Raw genomic sequence first — 22,216 nt, 5'->3', positions numbered from 1 at the left:
CTGCCGCGACGAAACCGTGTTTCGCGCAGCCAAAAGCAACTTCTGTCGTCTTGGAAGTAACTTCTGCCGCGACGAAACCGTGTTTCGCGCAGCCAAAAGCAACTTCTGTCGTCTTGGAAGTAACTTCTGCCGCGACGAAACCGTGTTTCGCGCAGCCAGAAGCAACTTCTGTCTTGACATTTGTTTCAGAAAGACACAAGTTATTTTTTTACAAAAAGCAATAATAGTATCTAATCCAAGTTGCTAGTTATTGATTTAGGCGATGTCTACGACGGGCTACGCCTACGCACGTTTGCAACCCAATGTTTGCATCTTCTAATTAATCATGCATTTGAGCGCCTCAGACTCAAATCTCCAACTGGCGATCGCACACAAGTCAACGTTAATTCATATACTTGTGTAATTACAGCGTATTGCAGGTAAATGAAGTACATGGGTAGGGGCGCAACATGTTGTGCCCCTACAATGATCTGTATCTCACTAAGTTGCAATCTGCTGTATGTGTAGCTGTATGAGCGATGTCTACGACGGGCTATTCGGTGACGCCATAATAGCAAATGCAACTGCCAAAATTACAAATGCGTTCGCCATAATAACAAATGCGATCGCCGAAATAGCAAATGAGTTCGCCATAATAACAAATGCGATCACCGAACTAAAATCGTTAGGCGTAGGCGTAGCCAGCCGTAAGCATCGCTATCTGAGTTGAGGTTTAATGGATATATTTATCATTTGCTGCTGGCAATTTAGTATAATATTTGCCAACTTTGCCAGACTTACTCTAAGCAGCTATGACAGTTATTTATTCTCAAGCAGGTTTTAGGGAGATAGTTGCAGCATCCCAAGAAAAAGACCCTGCGATATCGGATGGCTTTGTCACACGTTGGAAGATTCCTGAATTGGTTGGTCGGGGGATTGCGGAGTTCTTTGAATTGCGGCAAGGTCTAAATTTGTTCATCCATAATTGGCAATTGCGCCATGACTATACAATCGCCGATTATTCACAATCTGATTCTTGGTTACACTATGGCTTTTGCTTAAGTTCAGAGAGGTTTCGGCTCAACAATAATGTTATTAACTCTAGACAATACGTTCTGTGGGGCAAGGGTATGTCACAGAGCGAAGTTGCTCATTTGCCAGCCGTTGGGCAAGGGTTTTGGATTAGAGTTGATATGATGCCTCAACTGTTATATTCGTTTGTGGGCGATGCATCCGGGCAATTGCCTGCTGCTTTTGAGCATCTTGTGAAACCACCAGATGAGGAGCGATCGCTTGACATCGGAACAACTACAGCAGCGATGCAGGTTGCTTTGCAGCAGATATTGCAGTGTCCCTATCAAGATATGACACAGAAGATGTACCTGGAAGGTAAAATCTGGGAACTGACGGCATTGCTGCTAGAACAGGTAAAAGCAAAGCAAGATTTGCCAGATCCAATTTGGCAATTGAAACCGGAGGATGTAGACCGCATCCATTATGCTAAAGAACTGTTGCTGAATCGGCTGGACAATCCTCCTTCCCTGACAGAACTGGCGCGGCAGGTAGGACTAAATGACTGCACGCTCAAGCGAGGTTTTCAGCAAGTGTTTGCCAAAAGTGCGTTTAGCTATTTGCATGACTATCGACTAGAACAAGCGCGGCAGCTTCTAACAACGGGCGAAATGAAAGTTGCAGAGGTTGCTGAAGCGATCGGGTTTGCAGATCCGGGATATCTGGCAAGAGCATTCCGCAAAAAGTTTGGTTGCTACCCTGGTTGCTACCGACGGCCACCCATCGATATATTTAACCCGAACTATAACTAACCTTCCATTCGACGTGGTGCAACAAAAGACTTTGCAGAGAGACGGCATCAAGACTTGCTTGGTGTCTATGCTCAAGATTTCATCTCAATCGGAGACAAGGTAAAAATTTTGCTAGGCGGACGCTTTGATATTGCGGCTGCCTCCCAAAAGGACAGGATAAATGGTGTTTCACTCGATCAGGAAAATAGCGCCTTCAGTCCTCGTGTGGGAGTAGTTTATCAACCTATAGCGCCAATTTCTTTATATGCCAGTTATAGCCGATCTTTCCAACCCGCTCGTGCATCCTCCAGAAACGGAGATAGCAAACCATTTGAGCCTACTATTGGTGAACAATTTGAAGTTGGGGTGAAGAGTGAATTTCTGGATGGTAGACTTGCAGCAACACTGGCTGCTTACCAACTTACGAAACAAAACATTGTTGTAACCGATCCAAACAATCCGCGATTTAGCCTCCAGGTGGGTGAACAACGCAGCCGGGGCATTGAGTTTGATGTCGCCGGACAAATCTTGCCAGGTTGGAATATCATTGCCAGTTATACCTATATTGATCCGGAAATTACTGAAGATACTAGACCAGCCTACAAGGGAGATCAGCCGATTAGTGTTCCCCGAAACAGTGCTTCTTTATGGACAACCTATGAAATTCAAACTGGAAGTTGGAAAGGTTTTGGATTTGGCGGTGGATTGTTTTTTGTTGGCGATCGCCAGGGAGACTTACCCAATACGTTTACACTACCCAGCTATGTGCGAACCGATGCAGTCATTTATTACCGCCGTGACAATTGGCGAGTCGGGCTGAATATCAAGAACTTGTTTGATGTGAATTATTTTGAAAGTTCCAATAGTAGATACGGTGTGTTTCCTGGCGCGCCGCTTACAGTACTAGGGACAGTTTCGTGGCAATTTTAAGGATCATTCCATCTACTGTTGCCTTTGTGCAAATTTCGGGTCAGCGAAAGGCTTGTACCAATGGTTTAGGCAGGGCTAACCCAGAGGTTTTGATCGAAATACAGTCGAGGCGATCAAAATCTTGACCAATACAGTGGCAAGGTTTTGCGAGTTGATAGTTATTTGAAGATGTTATTGGGCGATCGCATCCTCAATTCTTTTCGTCCCCTACACTTTGGTACATTCTGGGGACTACCATCTCGGATTTTCTACGTATTTGTTAGACTTGCCCCTTTGGTTTTATCTGTTACTGGCTTTGTCATCTGGTGGTATCGCTACAAAGGGAAAAATCGCTCTGTGCAAACTACACAAACTTTAAGTTAACATTGCTGTTACGTAAATCAATTAAATTAAATATAAAATGCTCAGGTGCTAGATCCCCGACTTTTTGAAAAAGTTGGGGATCTGAGTATTCAAGTCTCTAAACACTTGTGCCAAGAGAAGACTATTGTGTTTCGTGCAGCCGGAAGCAACTTCTGTCGTCTTGGAAGTAACTTCTGCCGTGACGAAACCGTGTTTTGCGTAGCCGGAAGCAACTTCTGTCGTCTTGGAAGTAACTTCTGCCGTGACGAAACCGTGTTTGGCGCAGTTGGAAGCAACTTCTGTTGTCTTGGAAGTAACTTCTGCCGTGACGAAACCGTGTTTCGCGCACCCGGAAGTAACTTCTGCCTTAACGGTTGTTTCAAAAAATACAAGTTATTTCTTTTACATAAATCAATAATTTTACGTATGACAATCTGGGAAACAATTGTCCACTATAGAGTTATGAAAATTTGAAGAAATGAGTATCAATTATGGCAAGACAAAAACGCAATTCAGGTGTTCTCAGTAAGGCTCAGATGCGTCTAGCCTGTGTAAAATCCATTAGTCCAACGCTAGATGTCGGAGTAGGTTTAACAGTTAAAGATTATACTGATAGAATTGCAGACCTCAGTCAATCTCTGGAAACCTACAATACTATCCTTTCTACTATTGATGTCTTATTAACTCAAATCACTGAAAAAGAAAAAGATTTAGCAGACTATTCTCAGCAAATTTTGCTTGGCGTTGCTCATAAGTTTGGTAACAATAGTCATGAATATCAAATGGCTGGAGGGACTCGTAAAAGCGAGCGCAAGCGTACTGCGCGTCAAACTAATATCGATCATACCCCGCACTTAGCTGCTCCTGATGCGTCAAGCTAATTTTTAGTGACAATTTGATGTGTGCATTGAGCGATGTCTACGACGGGCTACGCCTACGCACTAATTGCTAAAATGCGATAAATGCGATCGCTATACAGTTTTTATGTTTTATGCCTAGTAGTCTGTCTCATTATTTCTAAGGGGTTAGCAGTGGTCAGATCCCCGACTTCTTAAAGAAGTCGGGGATTTTGCAGCTGAGTTATAGGTGAAGCAAGCATTGATAGCGATCGCCCTTGCCTTTCATACTCCAGTCAGGCGATTCTATAAAGATAGAAATTATTCTCATCTAAGCAAATCAGGCAGCAGATGAGATTGAGAATCTACCTAACTAAACCCAACTCTCACCATGACCCTCACCATTTCAGGAACTTCTTACTTAGAAGAATTGTTGGAGACAGAACATACCAAGCGTCCTTTCGATCCATTCGATCCATTAGATGTGCTTTGGCAGTATCCTTCCCGACTGGGCAACGGGCAGTGCCGAATCATCCAACTGCGAGAAGGGTTGGGAATCATGATTGGTAACATTCAGTTGCACGATGATTTGATAGCCAGAGTCACAGAGCGAGAGCATGGTTTAGAATTTACCTTCTTCCTTTCAGGAACCAAAGAACTGCGAAGCACTCATGAGGAGCGTTTCACGATCGCAGGGGCTGGACACTACTCTGCTGGGCAATACTTTTTTTGTGGCAGCGGAATGGCACCCCAAGAGATCGGTGAGTGGTCTGCAAAACACTACTCTCAAGGGGTTAATATCGAAATTGACCCAAAGTTATTTTGCTCCTTTACTGGAGATCCATTCGGAGAACTACAACTGAATCTAAAGCATCTAATTCGACAGACGACTCAGGAATATTACGCCCGTGCTGGAACGATTACTCCTGCAATGCAAATTGCCTTACGGCAGATTCTCCACTGTCCCCACCAGGGCTTAAACAAGCGGCTGTATCTGGAGAGCAAAGTGCTGGAGTTAATGGCGCTGGTCATTGAGCAGGAACTTGAAATCAGGAATAGCAACAAGAATGCTCACTCCTTGAAGCCAGATGTTGCAGACAGAATTTACCGTGCCAGAGAATTGCTGTTGCAACGATTGGATAATCCTCCAACCTTAATGGAACTGGCGCAACAGGTGGAATTAAATAGCCGCACACTTAAAGAAGGATTTCGTCAAGTGTTTGGCAAACCTGCGTTTAGTTACCTGCATGACTATCGGCTAGAACAGGCGCGTCAACTTTTGGAAGCAAAAGAGATGAAAGTGACTGAAGTGGCTAATGCCGTGGGGTTTGGTCACAGCTATTTTGCCAAAGCCTTTAGCAAGAAATTTGGTCTGACTCCCAAGCTTTATCAAAAGCAATGGAAAAAGTTCCTCTAGTGCTAAAAAAAAGTTCTTCTAGCTGTAAAAAGCACTTTCTGTGATTTCAACTCACCTGTATTCTCTATTTATTGAGAAGATTCTTGTTGGGTGTGGGGAGTCATGATAAATCAGTTGCAGTGGCTAGGTTTAGTGGCTAGTTATTTGCTGGTGCTGGGCGTTGGGCCTGTTTGGGCCCAAGGAAAAGGAGTACAAAATCGGGAAAATTTAGCGACATCGGCTCAAAGGGTAGCAAATCGAGGCGATGCCGTACCACTTTGTCCAAGCAAGCTACGCAAAACGTCTTGTAGAGAAGGCAGGCTGCGCCTACGCGAACTTCTAAAAGAGGTGCATAATATAGCTACCCAAGACAAAGTAGGATCGAGAAAGCAAACCCAAAGCAAGATTCGACAACTGAGTGAAGTTCAGCGTCCTAGCACTAGCGCCGAAATGCTCGTGCAGTCGCCAACACTAAGCAACCCCTCAAACCTTGGAGGTGAAGTTGTACCAATAACGTCTGTGAAAGCTAATCCTACTTCTAAAGGTGTAGAGGTGATTTTAGAGACACCTGTTGGTACTCAACTACAAGTAACAAATCGCAGTACGGGTAATAACTTTATTGTAGATGTAGCTGGTGGGCAGTTACGTTTACCTGATGGCAATGCTTTTACATTCCGTTCTCAAAAACCAATTGAGGGAATTACTGAAATAACAGTTACAAATATTGATGCCAATACTGTGCGAGTGACGGTGGTGGGTGTTGCGGTTTTACCAACAGTTGAGTTATACGATGATGATGCAGGGCTAGTTTTTGCAGTAGCAACTACAGCAACGGCGACACAGCCACCGCAACAGCCATCCCAACCACCCCAAGCACAGCCACCCCAAAACCAGACACAACCAACTCAACCATCAACTAGTGATGAGCCGATTGAGTTAGTCGTGACAGGCGAGCAAGATGGATACCGCGTGCCTGATGCCTCAAGTGCGACTAAAACTGATACCCCGCTACGCGACATTCCCCAATCAATCCAAGTAGTACCCCAGCAAGTGCTGCAAGACCAGCAAGTAACGACCCTAAGTGAAGCCTTGAGAAACGTACCGGGTGTGGCACAGGGTACTACTCAACCAACCCGTGGGCAGTTTGCAGTACCTGTGCTCCGAGGCTTTAGTGCTAGCAACGATATTTTGAGGAATGGGTTGAGAGACCCTTCTAACTTTTCTGCTGGTTTTAATGTCGCTAACATTGAGCGGATTGACGTACTCAAGGGTCCCGCCTCTGTTCTGTATGGTCAAGGGTCGCTCGGCGGGGTGATCAATCTAGTGACCAAACAACCCCTGCGCGATCCTTTCTACTCGGTAGAGTTCTCTGCGGGGAGCTACGATTTTTATCGCGGTGCGGTTGACCTGAGTGGTCCACTTAATGACAGCAAAACCGTATTGTATCGGCTGAATCTGGCGGCTCTGACCACAGAAAGCTTCGTTGACTTCTATGATGAGCAGCAATACTTTGTTGCCCCTGTCCTCACCTGGCAGATTAGCGATCGCACCAAGTTGACTTTAGAAGCTGAATATCTTGCTCGACCAAAATCTAATGGTCAGCAGGGTTTGCCAGCCGTAGGCACGGTGTTGTCAAATCTCAATGGAGAGATACCGCGCAACCGCAGCCTTGTCGAACCGGATGACTTTGACAATTCTTATGCCATTCGAGTTGGCTACGATCTGGAACATCGTTTTAGTCAGAACTGGCAAATCCGCAACGCCTTCAGATTTTTGCAGGTTGATCGTATCGGGAGATTGACTGCCAACGGTGCATTAGCAGCAGACAACCGTACTCTGAGTAGAACTTTTGCCACGCTTGATGACAATTTCAATCAATTCTTCAACATTGACACTTACGTTGTCGGTCAATTTTCTACAGGCAGCATTCGGCATCAACTTGTCACAGGGTTTAATCTCACTAGACAGGAAAGCGGGTTCTTTAGTACTTCATACCGAGCCGCTCCCATTGACCTGTTCAACCCAGTATACGGTCGCCCTATTGGTGCTTTTACCAACAGCACTGATAGTTACAGCAAAACAGATGCACTGGGCATTTATGTTCAAGACCAGGTGACGCTAGCTGACAATTTGAAACTGCTTCTAGGCGGGCGGTTTGATACCTTCAACAGTAGCTCCCAAACCCAAACATTGAACAGCGCCAATATCCGAGGCAATACAGCACCAGAAGTCTCTGACAATGCCTTTAGTCCGCGTGTAGGCATTGTCTATCAGCCGATTGCGCCAATTTCGCTCTATGTCAACTATAGTCGAGCATTTGTCCCAGCCACTGGAGCTACCTTTGAAGGCAGTGCCTTTCAACCGGAACGGGGCACTCAGTACGAAGTCGGGGTCAAGGCGGACTTGAATGATCGGCTCTCCACGACGCTTGCCTTCTTCGACCTGACGCGCTCGAATGTCTTGACAACTGACAATAGACCTGGGATACCATCAGGTTTTTCCATCCAAACAGGGGAACAACGTAGCCGGGGCATTGAACTGAGTCTAGCCGGAGAAATCTTGCCGGGATGGAACATTATTGCAGGCTATACCTACACTGACGCACGCACCACACAAGACAACACGATTCCTGTGGATAATCGCTTGAACAATGTCCCCAAAAACGCCTTTAACCTGTGGACGAGCTATGAAATTCAGCAAGGTGCGTTGCAAGGCTTGGGGTTTGGCTTAGGATTCTTCTTTGTGGGAGAGAGGTTTGGGGATTTAGCCAACACATTTCAATTACCTAGCTATTTCACAACTGATGCTGCCATCTTCTACAAACGCGACCGATTCCGCGCTGCACTAAATGTCAAGAACTTGTTTGATGTTGACTATTTTGCGTCGGCAGTGAACAGCGTAAATGTTTACCCTGGTGACCCATTGACGGTGCAGGGAACGATTCGGTGGGAGTTTTAACGATCGCTCCATCTACTGTTACCCTTGTGCGAATTTCGGTTCAGCCAAAGGCTTGTACCAATGGTTTAGGCAGGGCTAACCCAGAGGTTTTGATCGAAATACAGTCGAGGCGATCGCCTCAAACAGGATTTAGTAAGTAGCAGTGTTCGATAACTTTATTCACTTTCACCAAATGTTCATTCGGATAACATCGGTGTTACACGATGATTTGATCAAAAGTTCTTCTAGCTGCAAAAAGTGCTTTGTGTGATTTCTACTCACCTGTATCCTCTATAATTATTGAGAAAAATTCTTGTTGGGTGTGGGGAGTCATGATCAATCAGTTGCAGTGGCTAGGTTTGGTGGCTAGTTATTTGCTGGTGCTGGGCGTTGGGCCTGTTTGGGCCCAAGGAAAAGAAGTACAAAATCAGGAAAATTTAGCGACATCAGCTCAAAGGGTAGCCGATCAAGGCGATGCCTACAGCGGGCTGCGCCTACGTAAACTCATAAAACAGGTAAATCATAATATACCTACCCAAGACAAAGTAGGATCGAGAAAGCAAACCTCTAGCAGGATTCGACAACTGAGTGAAGTTGAGCGTCCTAGCACTAGCGCCCAAATGCTCGTACAGTCGCCAACACCAAGCAACCAAGAGAACCTTGGGGGAAAAGTTATCCCAATAACGTCCGTTAAAGCTAATCCGACTGCCAAAGGTGTAGAGGTGATTTTAGAGACACCTGTTGGTACTCAACTGCAAGTCACAAATCGCAGTGCGGGCAGCGATTTTATTGTCGATGTATTTGGCGGGCAATTACGTTTACCATCGGGTGAGGCGTTCACATTTCGTTCCGAAAAACCACTTGCGGGAATTACTGAAATAACAGCACAGAATATTGATGCCAATACTGTGCGAGTGACGGTCGTGGGTGAAAAGGCTTTGCCAACAGTTGAGTTATATGATGATGATGCAGGTCTGGTTTTTGCGGTAGCATTACAAGCAACGGCGACTTCTCCACAACAGCCACCCCAAACACCCCAAGCTAATCAGCCTGAAAATCAGACACAGCCAACTCAACCATCAACTGGTGATCAGCCTATTGAGTTAGTGGTGACAGGGGAGCAAGATGGATACAATGCATCCGATGCATCAACTGCAACCAAAACTGATACTCCGCTACGCGACATTCCCCAGTCAATTCAAATTATCCCCCGCGAAGTGATTCAAGATCAAGGTGCGGTTCGTCTAACCGAAGCAGTCCGTAATGTCAGTGGTGTGTCACTCGCAGGCACTAGTGGCGATCGCGGAGAAGATTACACAATTCGGGGATTCGCTGCTAACATTTACAAAAACGGTTTCCTTGATGATTTCTACTCTAGTCGCGCCTTTCGAGAGAGCGCCAATATCGAGCGAGTTGAAGTTCTTAAAGGACCAGCCTCGGTGTTGTTTGGACGCTTGGAACCTTCGGGTATCATCAATCTTGTCACCAAGAAGCCATTAGCTGATCCCTATTACAATGTAAATTTGACCGCAGGGAGCTATAGTTTTTATCGCCCCACCTTAGATTTTTCCGGTCCATTAACCCAAGATGGAAAATTGGGTTATCGTCTCAACGTTGCCTACGAAAATTCTGGAAGTTTCCGCGACTTTGTTAACAAAGAAAGATTTTTTATCGCTCCTGTACTGAATTGGAAAATTGGTGCTAACACAAACCTGACTTTTGAAGGTGAATATCTTCACGCGGAAAATCCTCTAGATCGTGGGCTACCGGTAATTGACAATAAGATTGCAGATATTCCGATTAGCCGCTATCTCAGCGATCCGAGAAATCAAGTTGTTGTAGATGAATCAAAAACCTACCTGACTTTGAATCATGAGTTTAATCAGAATTTATCGCTGCGTACTGCTTTTCGGGTAACGACCGCATCGGAAACAAATAATCGTTTTGTCATTCAGCCAATTTTTGCAAACAGTAACAACGGAACTATTAATCTTATCAATAGTGGTCCCTTTAATCAGTATTATGAAACTTATTTTCTCCAGAATGACTTAACTGGTAAATTCAATACTGGCTCAGTCAAGCATACACTTTTGTTCGGTGTGGAAGTTGGTAGATTGTATCAGCGCAATCAGGGCGAGTCAGGACCCGATCAGTCGATTAATATTTTTAATCCTGTCTACAACTTTTCTTATGATGGTCCATATCAAACGCTTCAAAATACAACAACTAATACCAACACTTTCGGAATTTATCTTCAAGATCAGATTACTGTTTTTGACAATCTCAAACTCCTTGTTGGTGGCAGGTTTGATACTTATCACAGTGAAACACAAGATTTCCTCAACTTCTCAACGACAGAGACAGATAGCGATGCGTTTTCACCCCGTGTAGGAGTCGTTTATCAACCGACAAAAGAAATTTCACTGTTTGCCAACTATAGTCGCTCGTTTAATCCTGTGAGTGGTACCGATAAGAATGATAATGCTTTTGAGCCTGAACGGGGAACTGGATACGAAGTCGGCATCAAAGGAGACTTTTTAAATAATCGTCTTTCCTCTACTTTAGCCTTCTACACAGTTACTAAAACTAATGTCACAACTGCCGATCCCAGCGATCCCACCGGAACCTTTTCAATTCAAGTCGGCGAACAACGCGCTCGTGGGATTGAATTTGATATTGCTGGAGAAATCTTACCTGGTTGGAAAGTCATTGGTTCATACGCTTATACTGATCCAGAAATCACTGAAGACAATACCTATCCAGTCGGAAATACTCTCGCTAATACACCGCGACATACTGGTTCATTGTGGACAACTTATACATTTCAAACAGGAACATTAGAAGGTTTTGGTTTTGGTGGAGGTATTTTTGCAAACAGCGAAGCTTATGGAGATCTAGATAACTCTTACACCATACCTGGTTTTGTACGCACTGATGCGGCTGTTTTCTACAAAAGGGATCGCTTGAGAGCATCTATTAACTTCAAGAATTTATTTGATGTCAGATATTTCGAGGGCACATTTTTAAGAGCAGCCAATCCGGCTGCACCGTTTACAGTTCAAGGAACAATTTCTTGGGAGTTTTGATGTCAGCCTCCACGTGCCTATGATAGAAACAATGTGTTTTCTGGCGCGCCGTTTACAGTACTAAAGACAGTTTCGTGGCAGTTTTAACGATCGCATTCCATCTACTGTTAGCCTTGTGTGAATTTCGGTTCAGCGAAAGGCTTGTACCAATGGTTTAGGCAGGGCTAACCTAGAGGTTTTGAGCGAAATACAATCGAGGCGATCGCGTCAAACAGGCAATGGCGCATCAAAGATTTTAAGGATTACCTGATTTTATATCACATTCAGGATACTACTGTTGAGATTCTTCGGGTATTTCATGGAGCAAGAGATTTGGCAGATTTACTGGGCGAATTAGACGAAGATTTTTAACCGCAGTTATAACTTAAACAGACTCCGGTGGATATATATGTTCAGATACTTTGTTACCTTTGACCAAGTGTTCATTGACAATAGTTTCAGCAACATTTGGATTAACACGAGTGTACCAAGTCCTGTCCTCAGAATAAAATACCACTGGCCCTAATTGACAAACTTCTAGACAACCAGATGTTCTCACTTCCACTTCCACACCTGCTTTTTCAACTGCTGATTTTAAAGCATCAAATGTAGGTTGCCATTTGCGAGAAGGAAGACAACGAGTTGAAGTACAAACAGAAATATAAGAATTTTTCAAAGGATTTTTAGTGAACGGTATAGGTCTGTTTCCCAATACATAAATATCTCGTAGTTCCTCATAAAGAGCTAATTTTGATAAGTTAGGCTTACCTTCTGGTAATAAATTCTCACCTTCTACATATGGATTCGGTAAGAAAATAGTCATCAGGTTTTCATCTGCACCATTCCAAAAATCGATTCCCCAACTTCTCGGGATACCTTCTGCATTAAATCGTCGATAAAATGCAGCACGATTTACTTGACGTTGTTGCCTTAATTCTAAAGGAGTTTGACAATGAGGACCACCTAAATTAGCCTCAATACACAGGTGCAAATGCCAACCTTCTGTAACTACTGTAAGATATCCATCATAGAGGATACAAATTTTGGGTGGAGCATTAAATTCTAATTCTAATACACCTCCTTGAACAATATGCCCTACCCCTACCTGCTGCCAATTTTGCTGAAATAAAGTGTAAAGTAGCGATGACAAAATATCACTCCCACAATCAAAATATTCATATTCAATAGACCCTTCTGTAGATAAAGCCTCAGTGACAACTTTATTTAATGGTGTTACCCAAGAATTGAATTCAGACATGAGATATTCTCCTTATATTAGTCACCCTATTCCATCAGAATGTTGAACTCAAACCAACTTGAAAAACTCTCCCCCCATCAGGAAAACCAGGGAATAATTGGTATCTCTGGTTAAAGATATTATCTACACTGCCTGTTAACACTAATGTATCACTGAGAGTAACCCGCATTTTCCAATCAAAAGTAGTGTACCCAGATAAAGATTCTGTATTAGTATTGTTTATTAGATATGTACCTAAAGAATGCATTAGTATTCCAGCATATAAACCTTGACGAGTTTCGTAAGAAAGTCCTGCATTTAAACTATCTGCACCGGCAAACCGTAATTCTTTATCAACTTCGGCAGAATTTGTACTTCTTAAAATCCGCGGATCATTTGCTGTATAACTAACAAAAGCGTAGATATTCTTCGCTAGCTGCAAATTTAAAACTGCTTCGATTCCTGTAGTACGAACCTTACCAATATTTTCGTAAGTAGCTACAGGAACAGCAAAGTTATAGGCGATTAAATCTGATATTGTGTTGTTGAAATAGGTCAAGCGCAATAAACCAAAATTACCTAACTTCTGGTCAATTCCGATATCATAACTATCGCCTTTTTCTGGACGAAGATTAGGATTACCAACGTAACTACCACCATTCGCATATAAGCTGAAAAGATTCGGTGCGCGGAAATTCTTGATATAGTTTGCTCTGAAGGTGGTAGAATCAGTAAGTGTAAATTTTGTCCCGACACTCGGTGATGTAAATGAACCATTTGTCAAGCTGCTAAAATCCTGGCGTAAACCTAAGTTGGCAGTGAAGCTAGGCGTAAAGTTAATTTCATATCTAGCAAATAGCGCCCCTTGACTAATACTATTGTCGTAAGTGAGTGTTTTTGTATCAACAGAAAAGTCGAATGCACTGTTAGTAGCTGAGACATTGCGGTAATCAAAGCCATAAATTAGGGTTTGATTATCAGCAAATTTCCAACTGTGTTGTGTTTGTAATCCATAAGAAGCTTGCCTGTTATCATATCGTGCTTGGGATGAATTGCGACTATCAAAACGAGTGTTAAGGAAATCTGCATAAACTCTTGCTGTTAGCAGCGAATCATTTCCACTTCCTAATTTTGAGTTCCAGGTTATATCAGTGAGAACTTGGTCTGTGTATTTGCGATCGCTATCAGTCAACGAGTTAAAATAACCTTGACCAAATAATGGTTCGGGAATGGGGACTCCTCCTGGTACTCCTTGGTCTTTACCTAAGTATAGGGTTGAGAGAGTTAGAGTATCGCGAGAACCTAAATTCGCCTCTAACTTGACATTAAAGTTGTTGTAGAGAACATCATTATTTTCCCTAGTTCCCTTGAAGTTCGCCTCTGGGATGGAAAAAGGGTAGTTATTTTCAGCTTGGGTACGGTTATAACCTACAACCCAACCAATATCTCCTATTTTTCCGCTACTATTGATAGTCTGCTGATTTAACCCATACGCGCCAAAATTAACACCCGCTTGTGTCGTCACTTTTTCTGTAGGACGACGAGTGATAATGTTAATCACTCCCCCAATCGCATCAGAACCATAAAGGGTAGAACCACCACCTGATAATACTTCGACTCTTTCAACAATATTGGTAGTAAATTCTGAAAGGTCAAAACCACCAGAACCAAGTTCGTTAATTGGTCTACCATCAAGCAAAATCAAGACTTGTGCAGAGTTAGAACCTCGGATAAATTGACCGCTTAAGGCGTTTACTTCTGTGCCAACTGTACCATCAGGCAAGATACCTGGAAGGAACTTTAGTGCTTCTCGGACAGTTTTAGCACCTTGCGCTTCTATTTCTGAACCTGTAATTACGTAAACCGGACGGGTGGAATCTTTCACTGTCCCCTCGCGGCGAAAGGGTGAATAAACGGGTTCATTCAATAGCTTGTCGATGACTGTCAGTTCAATATCGGGTTTTTCTGTGGATGCTGGAGGATTTTGAGCAATTCCTTTTGGTTTTTTTATTGCTGCTGGAGTATTTTGAGGTGTGACTTCTGCAACTAGTTGTAGGTCTTTTGCAGTACCTTCGTGTTGGGGAAACTCTGATATTGGTGTAACTTCTGTGGCTGTAGTATTGTGATTACCGCATAGTATCCCCAAAAGAATAGTCAAATTAGACACAACAACTTGAATTTTGCAACTAACAACAAAATTAGTAGACATTTATGATCTAAGCAACCTGTATAACTAAAAATTTGACGAGATTAAAACAAAAAGCCGAGTTTTTTGCAGAGAAAACACACTAATTACCGCTTTACATAAATTCGTATTTTCTACCCAACGAGCAAATGCATGTAATGGTGAAAGTGCGTTCGGCGCTTCGCTATCGCTATCTTGTCCGAGTAGATTGGGTGCTAATCCCTCAACCCTAAAACCGCGATCGCTAAATTTTCCTTTCTTATTATCAAGATGACAAATCACACATCCCCACCCAGGTTTTAGAAAATCTTTCCAAGCAGTCTAGCCAATTAGTAAAATGTTGGTAAGGTTGATCTTGACTTGTTAGTTACTCTTATTAGAGGTAATAATTTCCTCCCGCAAGACTTTTGTGGCTTCCACCATGTTCTTTAAAGCTGGAATCACCTCTGACCAACGACGAGTTTTCAAACCACAATCTGGATTTACCCAAATTTGTTTTAGGGGTAAATTAGCAACTCCAGTTCGCAATTGTTGTAAAATCTGTTCAGTTGTCGGGACGACAGGGCTATGGATATCGTAGACTCCATTACCAACTTGATGTGAGTAGCCACCCTCTGTGATTTCTCGCAAAGTTTGATTATTGCTACGACTATTTTCAATCGAAATAACATCAGCATCTAACCGTTCAATATCCTTGATAATGTCACCAAATTCGCAGTAGCACATGTGCGTATGAATTTGGGTTTGGGGTTGGGCTACTGCTGTCGCCAACCGAAATGCATCTACAGCCCAAGAAAGATATTCATTCCAGCGTTCAATTTTCAGGGGTAATCCCTCACGTAGCGCTGGTTCATCTACTTGAATTACCTTTGCACCAGCCGCTTCCAAATCCGCTACTTCATCCCGCAACGCTAAAGCAATTTGGAAAGCTTGTTCTGATCTGGAAATATCCGTCCGGGGATAAGACCAATTTAAGATAGTTACAGGAGCCGTCAACATCCCTTTTACAGGTTTTTCAGTCAATGATTGAGCTACTTTAGATTGGGAATTAGGAAATTTTACCCAGTCATCAATTAACAACAACTTATGTTTAATTTTGCCCACTTATTTAGTGGCGGAATCTTTGCTAAAATACCCTTTTTCAAAGGTTCAGGTCGTTCTGACCAAGGCAATAAACCATCAGACTTGGTATAGTATTGACTCGCACATTCCAGTACAGCAGATGCACAGCCATCAACTGGCAAATCTCCAAAAAGATAGGTTGATTTTCCTTCTGCTGCAAAGGCAATGACGCAAGAACGGTTACAAGCACTCATACATTCAACTGCCTGAATTGAGAATTTTTCTCGTAATTCCCAACCTTGTGAGAGTTCCTGAAGCCGCTGTAGAAGTTGTTCGCCTCCACTGATACCAACTCGTTTACCGTTTTGCCACACGCTGGCGCAGGTTGTGCAAACAAATAAAGTATGTTGTTTGTCAAGCATTAATTTTGAAATGTGTAGGAATAAATCTGAATCGCAGATATCATTCAGCGTTGTCAAAGCTGAAGTCTAGCGTCGCTGACTGCCGCAATATATCTATTGCCAATTATTGGCAATAATTAACTAGTCGCTCAGATAATGAGGCTGAGAAAAACTAGGAGATGTAATTTGTAGCTTAAATCGAGTGTCTATAACCTTGTAAAAAGCCGTAATCTATAGCGAATCTCTGGCTCTTTAAAGAAATGAGACTGAATAGTGGGAGAAATATTTATACTTTTGTTCATCTGTGCCTCGCAGACGTGTAGAACTGATTAGCCAACTTCGGCGGGCATTCTGACTCTGAGACATGAGTCTCATTACAGCTGCGGGACAGCGCCGGATTTACACCGGACTTTCCCCGTTTCCTCTGATGGCTGCTCCCCACCAGAACCGATAGTTATACGTCAGATTACCATAGTTGCTGTCTGGATGCAAATTTAGGTGTTAACAATTTTGAGAAATATTCCAATTGTCAATATCACTCACGCAATATGGAATATATGCTGGTGTTACCATTAACACCCATAAAAAAATCCCCTGACTTCAGTACAGGGGACTTTGCAGACATTGTGGATTAATAAAAACCAACTTTCGTCGGGTGTGTTACGTTCATAACATCCTTTGTGAAGGCTACAGTTTAATCCAGATTCCTTAAGGTAACTGGGTTAATTTCGGTTGCTCTAGGTATGTATATACTAACTGAGAAACTTGACGAACAAAATCCCTACCTCTGGTGTCATTATAAGGTCTCCTCACAAAAATCCCTGCTAAGTAATGCTTGCCATTAGGCATCTCAACAATACCTGCATCCCCAATGACAAACCCTATATCCCCTGTTTTATGAGCAATTAGCGCTCCCGAACCCAAACCAGCAGCTAGCAACTTTTTGTTATGGCAATGACTTAAGATATCTAATGCCTGGGAGCGACTTGCATCTGAAATTAACTTGTGATATTGAATTAATGCTGACAATTGCACCAAATCGGCGGGACTAGTCGTATTAGTTCCCTTGAAGTCTCCCAATAAATGACGAATTACAGTATTTTTCAGTCCCCAACTGCGAAACCGCTGATTCAATATTGCTTTACCACCCAAACGATCAATAATCATGTTTGTGGCTGTATTGTCGCTGATAGTAATCATTTTGTTTATGGTTTGCAGCACAGTCAACTTGGTTCCCACACGTTGATACTGCAAGTCTCCAGAGCCACTTGCAACCAAGTCTCGCCGCATTACCAAGGTGTCATTTAGCTTAACTTTGCCAGCGTCTATTTTCTCAAATAAAGCAATCAGAATTGGGAACTTAATCGTACTTGCGGCGGGAAATACTCTGTCGCCACTAATATCCAAATAGTTACCCGTCTCTAAATCCACAAAAAACATCCCCGGCTTAAGAAAACTGTAGCGAGCCATCAAGGCATTAATTTGAGATTTTAGTTCTGGTAGTTCCTGACCTAAAGCAACTACCCCAGCAAACATAGAAGCATTGACTGGTTTAGTGAGTATATCTGGTGGACTGGGCTGATTAATACCTGGAATATTTTGTAAAGGCGCTTGGCGTTGGAATAAGAGAAGTTGGGATTTTTTCTGGAAATTAGGGGTAATCGAGATTGGTGTTTGAGAGGATTGTTCCCCAGTTTGTATTCCCCATTCCAGATTTCCCGTCGCAGGCATTTTTTCTTTTTCAATAGATGATAATTTGATCACCCAATGATAGGGAGAATCTCCCTTAACTATTACACTTTGCGGAAAGACAGTGTAACCGGGTGCTAGTTCAATTACGAGTCTGGTCGTCTGGGGGTCAAGCTGTGCTATCCGAATTTCTCGAATTGCTGAACCAAAGTTTTGTTTGGTTGTAGGATAGTCCAAAATAGTTCCCGATAAATCAATGACAAGCCTTTTGGGGTTATTAATTAAATAAACTCTAGGTTGAATACTTGAGTCAGTGGTTAGGTCAAGCTGATTTTGAGTGGGGTCAAAGTGCCAGGATTCTAATCGAGTTGCTTTTGCAGGAGAGGATAGCAGCAAAATACTAATTAAGCTCAACAATAACCAGCGTAATTTCATACAGTATAGTGAGGAGAATATTGAATTTATTTAGAGAATATTTGAAAAGGTCTTTTGCTTTCATACTTAGCACAGTGAAGCATCTCAGTAAATGCCTAAAAACTCAATCAATTTTCCGCCCCAACCAACCAAAGTATTAACAGCAAAACTATACATTATGGGAATTTCAAACGTCCTCTTACAGAGATTTGTTGGAAAGTGAATGAAACCAGAACTGATCGAAAATCATAAGCAAGAAAATATCTAATGTCAAGAATTTTGGATGATAAATAAATACTGATGCTGTAAATATAGATTCGATTTGATGAAAGTCAGTATAATTTCATTCACACCTGTTAAAAAACGGGTGGATAAAGTTTTCACAAATTACTATAGAAGTCCCCATGCAATTGGGATTGTACTATTGAAAAGTAGTTGATTGAGAATCGCTCTGTGTGTTTTTATCTGTACAAGGTGTGATTTTCTCTGTTGGTGGAAGATACTCACCTTCTACTCCGATAGTGATTCCCCTTGTCTGACGCAGCGCATTTATAGCTTTAGGACAGTCACAACCAAATTTGGCGATCGCAGCATCACTTTCTTCATCTGTCATATTTAGTTCTATCACTTTTTGATTATCAGGCTGAAGATTATCGGCTTTTGCCATAAAAAGAGGATTGAAAGTCGCCAGATGAGCATTTCCACTACAGTTTTGAGGTTGACAATTTAAAGTGGCTGTATGAGCATTATTTGTGGAAATCTTCTCAGGTAATTTTTGCTGATTGGGATTATCTGCTTTTGCGGATTTCTCTAAAAATAAATTCAGTAGCAACGAACTAACAAATGTTGAACCCGCAAATAAAATTAGAGGTAGTTTTTTCACTACTTTCTCCAGAATATGTTATTTGACTGCACAACCTTAACACCTGATAATTTTAATGTCAGTCTATTTTTACCATCAAAATTAAATTTTAATTATTTTTTCAATAAATATCAATATATCCAGTAGTAATAATGAAAGTTTATTAATAATTTTTTACATAAATTCAAGACATTCATTAATTATAAACACATGAAAATAGGTAAATAGATAAAATCTAATTACCTAGTATTGGGATCAATAATTTTGAAGTTTTTAAAATTGGGGTTTTTGAGACTTGAACTTTGCTATGAAAGCTTTATACATCGCAATTGCAAAAAAGTGGTAAAAATAATACTGCTTCGCTTAATTCGTAATTCATAATTATTGTTGTGTAAGGGATTGAAGCATTTTAAATGAGTGGTTTATTTACGCCGTACTAAAAAGTTTATTTTTTATTTTGAATGAGTCTTATTGTGTTTTTGCTCCAATTGAGAGTGGATGTTGAGATTGAAATTCTGCCCATTCTTTGCATACACTTTGGTAACATTGAGGTGGTGTAATTGGTAGATTAGTTAAATAGAAAAACTCAGCTTGATGACCATACTCCAACAAAAACACAACATCACTCTGCGGATTATACTTATCTACAACTTCGAGAATATGAGCATTCATGAAGTGTCTTTGCAACAGTACGGTATCAGGTGCTGCTAACCAAGCATTTAAGAAAGCTGCGAGATTTTTACGCGGGATAAAATGTGCTTTAAATGTTTCACCAGCTATACCTAAATGGGGATAATTGGTGCTGCAAATTACCACACCGCGTTCTCCTCCTAAATTACCAACCCAAGCGTTGTAACCAATTGCCAATAAATTAGTAGCGATAAAATCTTGTTGCCAATCTTGAGTGTTTATTTCTGTAGTCATCTTAAATTAACCTCATGAATTGATAACTGCCAAAGTTGGATAGAATAACACAGATGGCTCTCAAAAATAGTGCGTGCTGCTAACCCCTCAGCAATTGGCTTTTCTAGCCAGCGCTTAAACACCCAACGACCGATCGCGTGTAATGGTGGAAGTGCGATCGCTACAACATCCGCAATATACTGAAATCCCTTCCATCCTGTGTAACCAATTACCAGCACATTATTATGGATAAAGCTGTTTTGCCAGTAGCCAAAATTTCCTTGCCAGACATTATTAGAAGGTCGTATTCACTTCCTCCCCCAACACCAATGACTCAATGCGAACCTGCTCAAGCTCCCGTCCAATCAACACTAATCGTGTTTGACGGGGTTCCTGGGGTTGCCAAGTCCGGTCATAAAAGTAGTCAAATCGATTACCAACACCCTGTAATACCAGACGCATGGCTTTATTCGGAACTGCCACGAATCCCTTAATTCGGTAAATTTCTTGCTGTTGTACCAATGTTTGCAAGCGTTTAACTAAGACAGCCGGCTCAAATGCTTGGTCTAACAGTAGTTGCACTGCATTAATCCCTTCATCATGTTCATGTTCAGCTTCGTTGTCGTGGTGACTGGGACGACTATCTAAGTTGTCTTCTACCGCAGCATTGAAACCGAGTAACAAATTGCTACTGATTTTACCGTCCTGGCAAGGAATGACTTTTACACCAGGAGATAAATTCTGCTTGAGCCACTCCTGCACTCTAACTTGCGTTTGGGAATCAACGCGATCGCTTTTAGTAAGCAACACTAAATCAGCACAAGCCAGCTGATCTTCAAATAGTTCTTCAATCGGTGTTTCGTGTTCTATGCTAAAGTCGGCTTGTCGCTGTGCTAAGAGAGCTGCTAAATCGCCTACATATTGATTAGTTGCCAACGCTTCGCAATCCACCACAGTAATTACGCCGTCCACTGTAGCGCCTGTGCGAATTTCGGGCCAGCGAAATGCTTGCACCAATGGTTTTGGTAGTGCTAGTCCAGAGGTTTCAATCAACATACAGTCAAGGCTGGCGCGTCGTTTCAGTAATTCTTGCATTGCTGGTAAGAATTCCTCTTGTACTGTGCAGCACAAGCAACCGTTGGTGAGTTCAACAATGTTACTATTGGGGTCTTCTTCGTCGTCACAAACTTGGCAATCACGCAATAGTTCGCCATCAATTCCGATTTCTCCAAATTCATTCACCAAAACAGCAATGCGTCGTCCTTCATTGTTTTGCAGTAAATGGCGAATTAACGTTGTTTTGCCTGCGCCTAGAAATCCTGTAATCACTGTGACGGGAATTTTTTGCATATAAGTGTTGTTTGTTGATTAATTTTGCGATCGCAAGAAAGAAGTTTCAACCGCAGATATCATGCAGTAGAGATGTGGAATTTTCCCTCTCTACTAATTCGCAGGTGATGTGGAAGGTAATTGAATTTATTCGGCGCGAACATTAGCTAAATAAATAAGCCTATCCATCTTTTTCGTGAATAGTTACGCCAAAGAGAATTAATGCCAGCGATGGCTACAACGGGCTACGCCTACGCAATTTATACCCACAATTAACCACCTACCATCTCATAGAAAGCTGTAACCTGTAGCGTCTTGATATGTGTGGCTATGAGATTGTATTGCCTAATAGTTGTAGAAATCTTCATAAAAATACTTATCTGTGCCTCGCAGATGTACAAAATTTACAAGTCAACTTCGGCGGGCATTCTGACTCACAAGGCAGGCCTTGATTACAGCTGCGGGACAGCGCCGGATTTACACCGGACTTTCCCCGTTTCCTCTAATGGCTGTTCCCCACTAGAACCGAGATTCTTTTGCATATTAACACAAAAGTGCGCTCGTGTTGAGTCATAAATGAATAAAGAGTGCTGAGTTAAAAAATTGGGTCAATTACTCGGTACTCTGGATTCTTCACTGCAATAAGTAGTGAGTACTTTCTACTTCACTCAGCATTACTGAAAAAATAGCGATCGCAATTATAAATAGACATAGGAGTGAAAATTAATTCTGCGTAGACATTTAAGGGCATTTTGCACATTTGGGATGTTGCCGTTTTAAAGAGGGCGAGAAATTAGCAATAAATTATTTTCCGTGAATTCTTGGTGGTTGCCCGAATTCAATAAAC

The 22,216-nt window shown here is 42.2% G+C and carries 20 protein-coding genes, 1 pseudogene and 2 riboswitches; of the genes and pseudogenes, 10 read left to right on the top strand and 11 right to left on the bottom strand.

The annotated features are described in order from the left end of the window. Positions 1-199, bottom strand: a pseudogene (locus V7K40_RS22200) (hypothetical protein); the annotation flags it as partial. Between the two features lie 312 nt (positions 200-511). Between V7K40_RS22200 and V7K40_RS22195 the strand changes: the two are divergent. From V7K40_RS22195 to V7K40_RS22180, 4 genes are all read left to right on the top strand, one after another. Next, a complete protein-coding gene (locus tag V7K40_RS22195; protein WP_334963464.1) occupies positions 512-709 on the top strand; it encodes a hypothetical protein in 198 nt (65 codons plus the stop codon). An 82-nt stretch (positions 710-791) separates the two neighbouring features. Then, positions 792-1,802 carry an AraC family transcriptional regulator gene (locus V7K40_RS22190; protein ID WP_334963462.1) on the top strand — a complete coding sequence of 337 codons (1,011 nt, stop codon included), beginning with the start codon at positions 792-794 and terminating at the stop codon, positions 1,800-1,802. A 6-nt stretch (positions 1,803-1,808) separates the two neighbouring features. Beyond that, complete coding sequence (locus V7K40_RS22185; protein WP_334963504.1) at positions 1,809-2,711, top strand: TonB-dependent siderophore receptor; 903 nt, start codon at positions 1,809-1,811, stop codon at positions 2,709-2,711. 168 nt (positions 2,712-2,879) lie between these two features. Next, positions 2,880-3,074, top strand: coding sequence for a PepSY-associated TM helix domain-containing protein (locus tag V7K40_RS22180; protein ID WP_334963502.1), 195 nt, complete (start codon positions 2,880-2,882; stop codon positions 3,072-3,074). A 121-nt stretch (positions 3,075-3,195) separates the two neighbouring features. Here the strand turns inward: V7K40_RS22180 and V7K40_RS22175 are convergent, their stop codons facing one another. After that, entirely contained in the window at positions 3,196-3,402 is a 207-nt protein-coding gene (locus tag V7K40_RS22175; RefSeq protein ID WP_334963460.1) for a hypothetical protein, read from the bottom strand. A 142-nt stretch (positions 3,403-3,544) separates the two neighbouring features. Between V7K40_RS22175 and V7K40_RS22170 the strand changes: the two genes are divergently transcribed. The 6 genes from V7K40_RS22170 (at position 3,545) to V7K40_RS22145 (ending at position 11,659) form a co-directional block, all read left to right on the top strand. Next, positions 3,545-3,934, top strand: a complete 390-nt coding sequence (locus tag V7K40_RS22170; RefSeq protein ID WP_334963458.1) for a hypothetical protein — start codon at positions 3,545-3,547, stop codon at positions 3,932-3,934. Positions 3,935-4,280: 346 nt separating this feature from the next. Further along, a complete protein-coding gene (locus tag V7K40_RS22165) occupies positions 4,281-5,306 on the top strand; it encodes an AraC family transcriptional regulator (RefSeq protein ID WP_334963456.1) in 1,026 nt (341 codons plus the stop codon). A 102-nt stretch (positions 5,307-5,408) separates the two neighbouring features. Next, on the top strand, positions 5,409-8,243 hold the full coding sequence (locus V7K40_RS22160; RefSeq protein WP_334963454.1) for a TonB-dependent receptor: 2,835 nt from the start codon (positions 5,409-5,411) through the stop codon (positions 8,241-8,243). After that, complete coding sequence (locus V7K40_RS22155) at positions 8,231-8,383, top strand: hypothetical protein (RefSeq protein ID WP_334963452.1); 153 nt, start codon at positions 8,231-8,233, stop codon at positions 8,381-8,383. Before V7K40_RS22160 ends, V7K40_RS22155 begins: the two co-directional genes overlap by 13 nt. 171 nt (positions 8,384-8,554) lie before the next feature. Continuing rightward, positions 8,555-11,308, top strand: coding sequence for a TonB-dependent siderophore receptor (locus tag V7K40_RS22150; RefSeq protein ID WP_334963450.1), 2,754 nt, complete (start codon positions 8,555-8,557; stop codon positions 11,306-11,308). Positions 11,309-11,500: 192 nt separating this feature from the next. Further along, complete coding sequence (locus V7K40_RS22145) at positions 11,501-11,659, top strand: type II toxin-antitoxin system RelE/ParE family toxin (protein ID WP_334963500.1); 159 nt, start codon at positions 11,501-11,503, stop codon at positions 11,657-11,659. A 13-nt stretch (positions 11,660-11,672) separates the two neighbouring features. Here the strand turns inward: V7K40_RS22145 and V7K40_RS22140 are convergent, their stop codons facing one another. The 9 genes from V7K40_RS22140 to cobW form a co-directional block, all read right to left on the bottom strand. Beyond that, entirely contained in the window at positions 11,673-12,545 is an 873-nt protein-coding gene (locus tag V7K40_RS22140; RefSeq protein WP_334963448.1) for a (2Fe-2S) ferredoxin domain-containing protein, read from the bottom strand. Positions 12,546-12,579: 34 nt separating this feature from the next. Beyond that, entirely contained in the window at positions 12,580-14,733 is a 2,154-nt protein-coding gene (locus V7K40_RS22135; protein ID WP_334963447.1) for a TonB-dependent receptor, read from the bottom strand. A gap of 339 nt (positions 14,734-15,072) precedes the next feature. Beyond that, positions 15,073-15,813 (bottom strand): hypothetical protein, encoded by a 741-nt coding sequence (locus V7K40_RS22130; protein ID WP_334963445.1) that lies wholly within the window; start codon positions 15,811-15,813, stop codon positions 15,073-15,075. Beyond that, positions 15,783-16,193, bottom strand: coding sequence for a DUF1636 domain-containing protein (locus V7K40_RS22125; RefSeq protein WP_334963444.1), 411 nt, complete (start codon positions 16,191-16,193; stop codon positions 15,783-15,785). The genes V7K40_RS22130 and V7K40_RS22125 overlap by 31 nt, the downstream gene beginning before the upstream one ends. 302 nt (positions 16,194-16,495) lie before the next feature. Continuing rightward, positions 16,496-16,639, bottom strand: a riboswitch (cobalamin riboswitch). 241 nt (positions 16,640-16,880) lie between these two features. Next, positions 16,881-18,296, bottom strand: coding sequence for a serine hydrolase (locus V7K40_RS22120; protein ID WP_334963442.1), 1,416 nt, complete (start codon positions 18,294-18,296; stop codon positions 16,881-16,883). A gap of 400 nt (positions 18,297-18,696) precedes the next feature. Continuing rightward, positions 18,697-19,158: a hypothetical protein gene (locus V7K40_RS22115; protein WP_334963440.1), complete on the bottom strand. Its 462-nt coding sequence runs from the start codon at positions 19,156-19,158 to the stop codon at positions 18,697-18,699. A 447-nt stretch (positions 19,159-19,605) separates the two neighbouring features. Continuing rightward, positions 19,606-20,061 (bottom strand): hypothetical protein, encoded by a 456-nt coding sequence (locus V7K40_RS22110; protein WP_334963438.1) that lies wholly within the window; start codon positions 20,059-20,061, stop codon positions 19,606-19,608. Next, entirely contained in the window at positions 20,058-20,279 is a 222-nt protein-coding gene (locus V7K40_RS22105) for a hypothetical protein (RefSeq protein ID WP_334963436.1), read from the bottom strand. Before V7K40_RS22105 ends, V7K40_RS22110 begins: the two co-directional genes overlap by 4 nt. A 55-nt stretch (positions 20,280-20,334) precedes the next feature. Beyond that, the gene (gene cobW / locus V7K40_RS22100; RefSeq protein ID WP_334963434.1) at positions 20,335-21,390 is read right to left on the bottom strand and encodes a cobalamin biosynthesis protein CobW; all 1,056 of its coding nucleotides are present in this window, start codon (positions 21,388-21,390) and stop codon (positions 20,335-20,337) included. A gap of 380 nt (positions 21,391-21,770) precedes the next feature. Next, positions 21,771-21,914: riboswitch (cobalamin riboswitch) on the bottom strand. Positions 21,915-22,216: the final 302 nt, after the last annotated feature.

The sequence above is a fragment of the Nostoc sp. genome, assembly GCF_036917195.1.
Classification (GTDB): domain Bacteria; phylum Cyanobacteriota; class Cyanobacteriia; order Cyanobacteriales; family Nostocaceae; genus Nostoc.
Note: the sequence above shows the minus strand (reverse complement) of the source record. Positions and strands in the feature narration are given on the sequence as shown.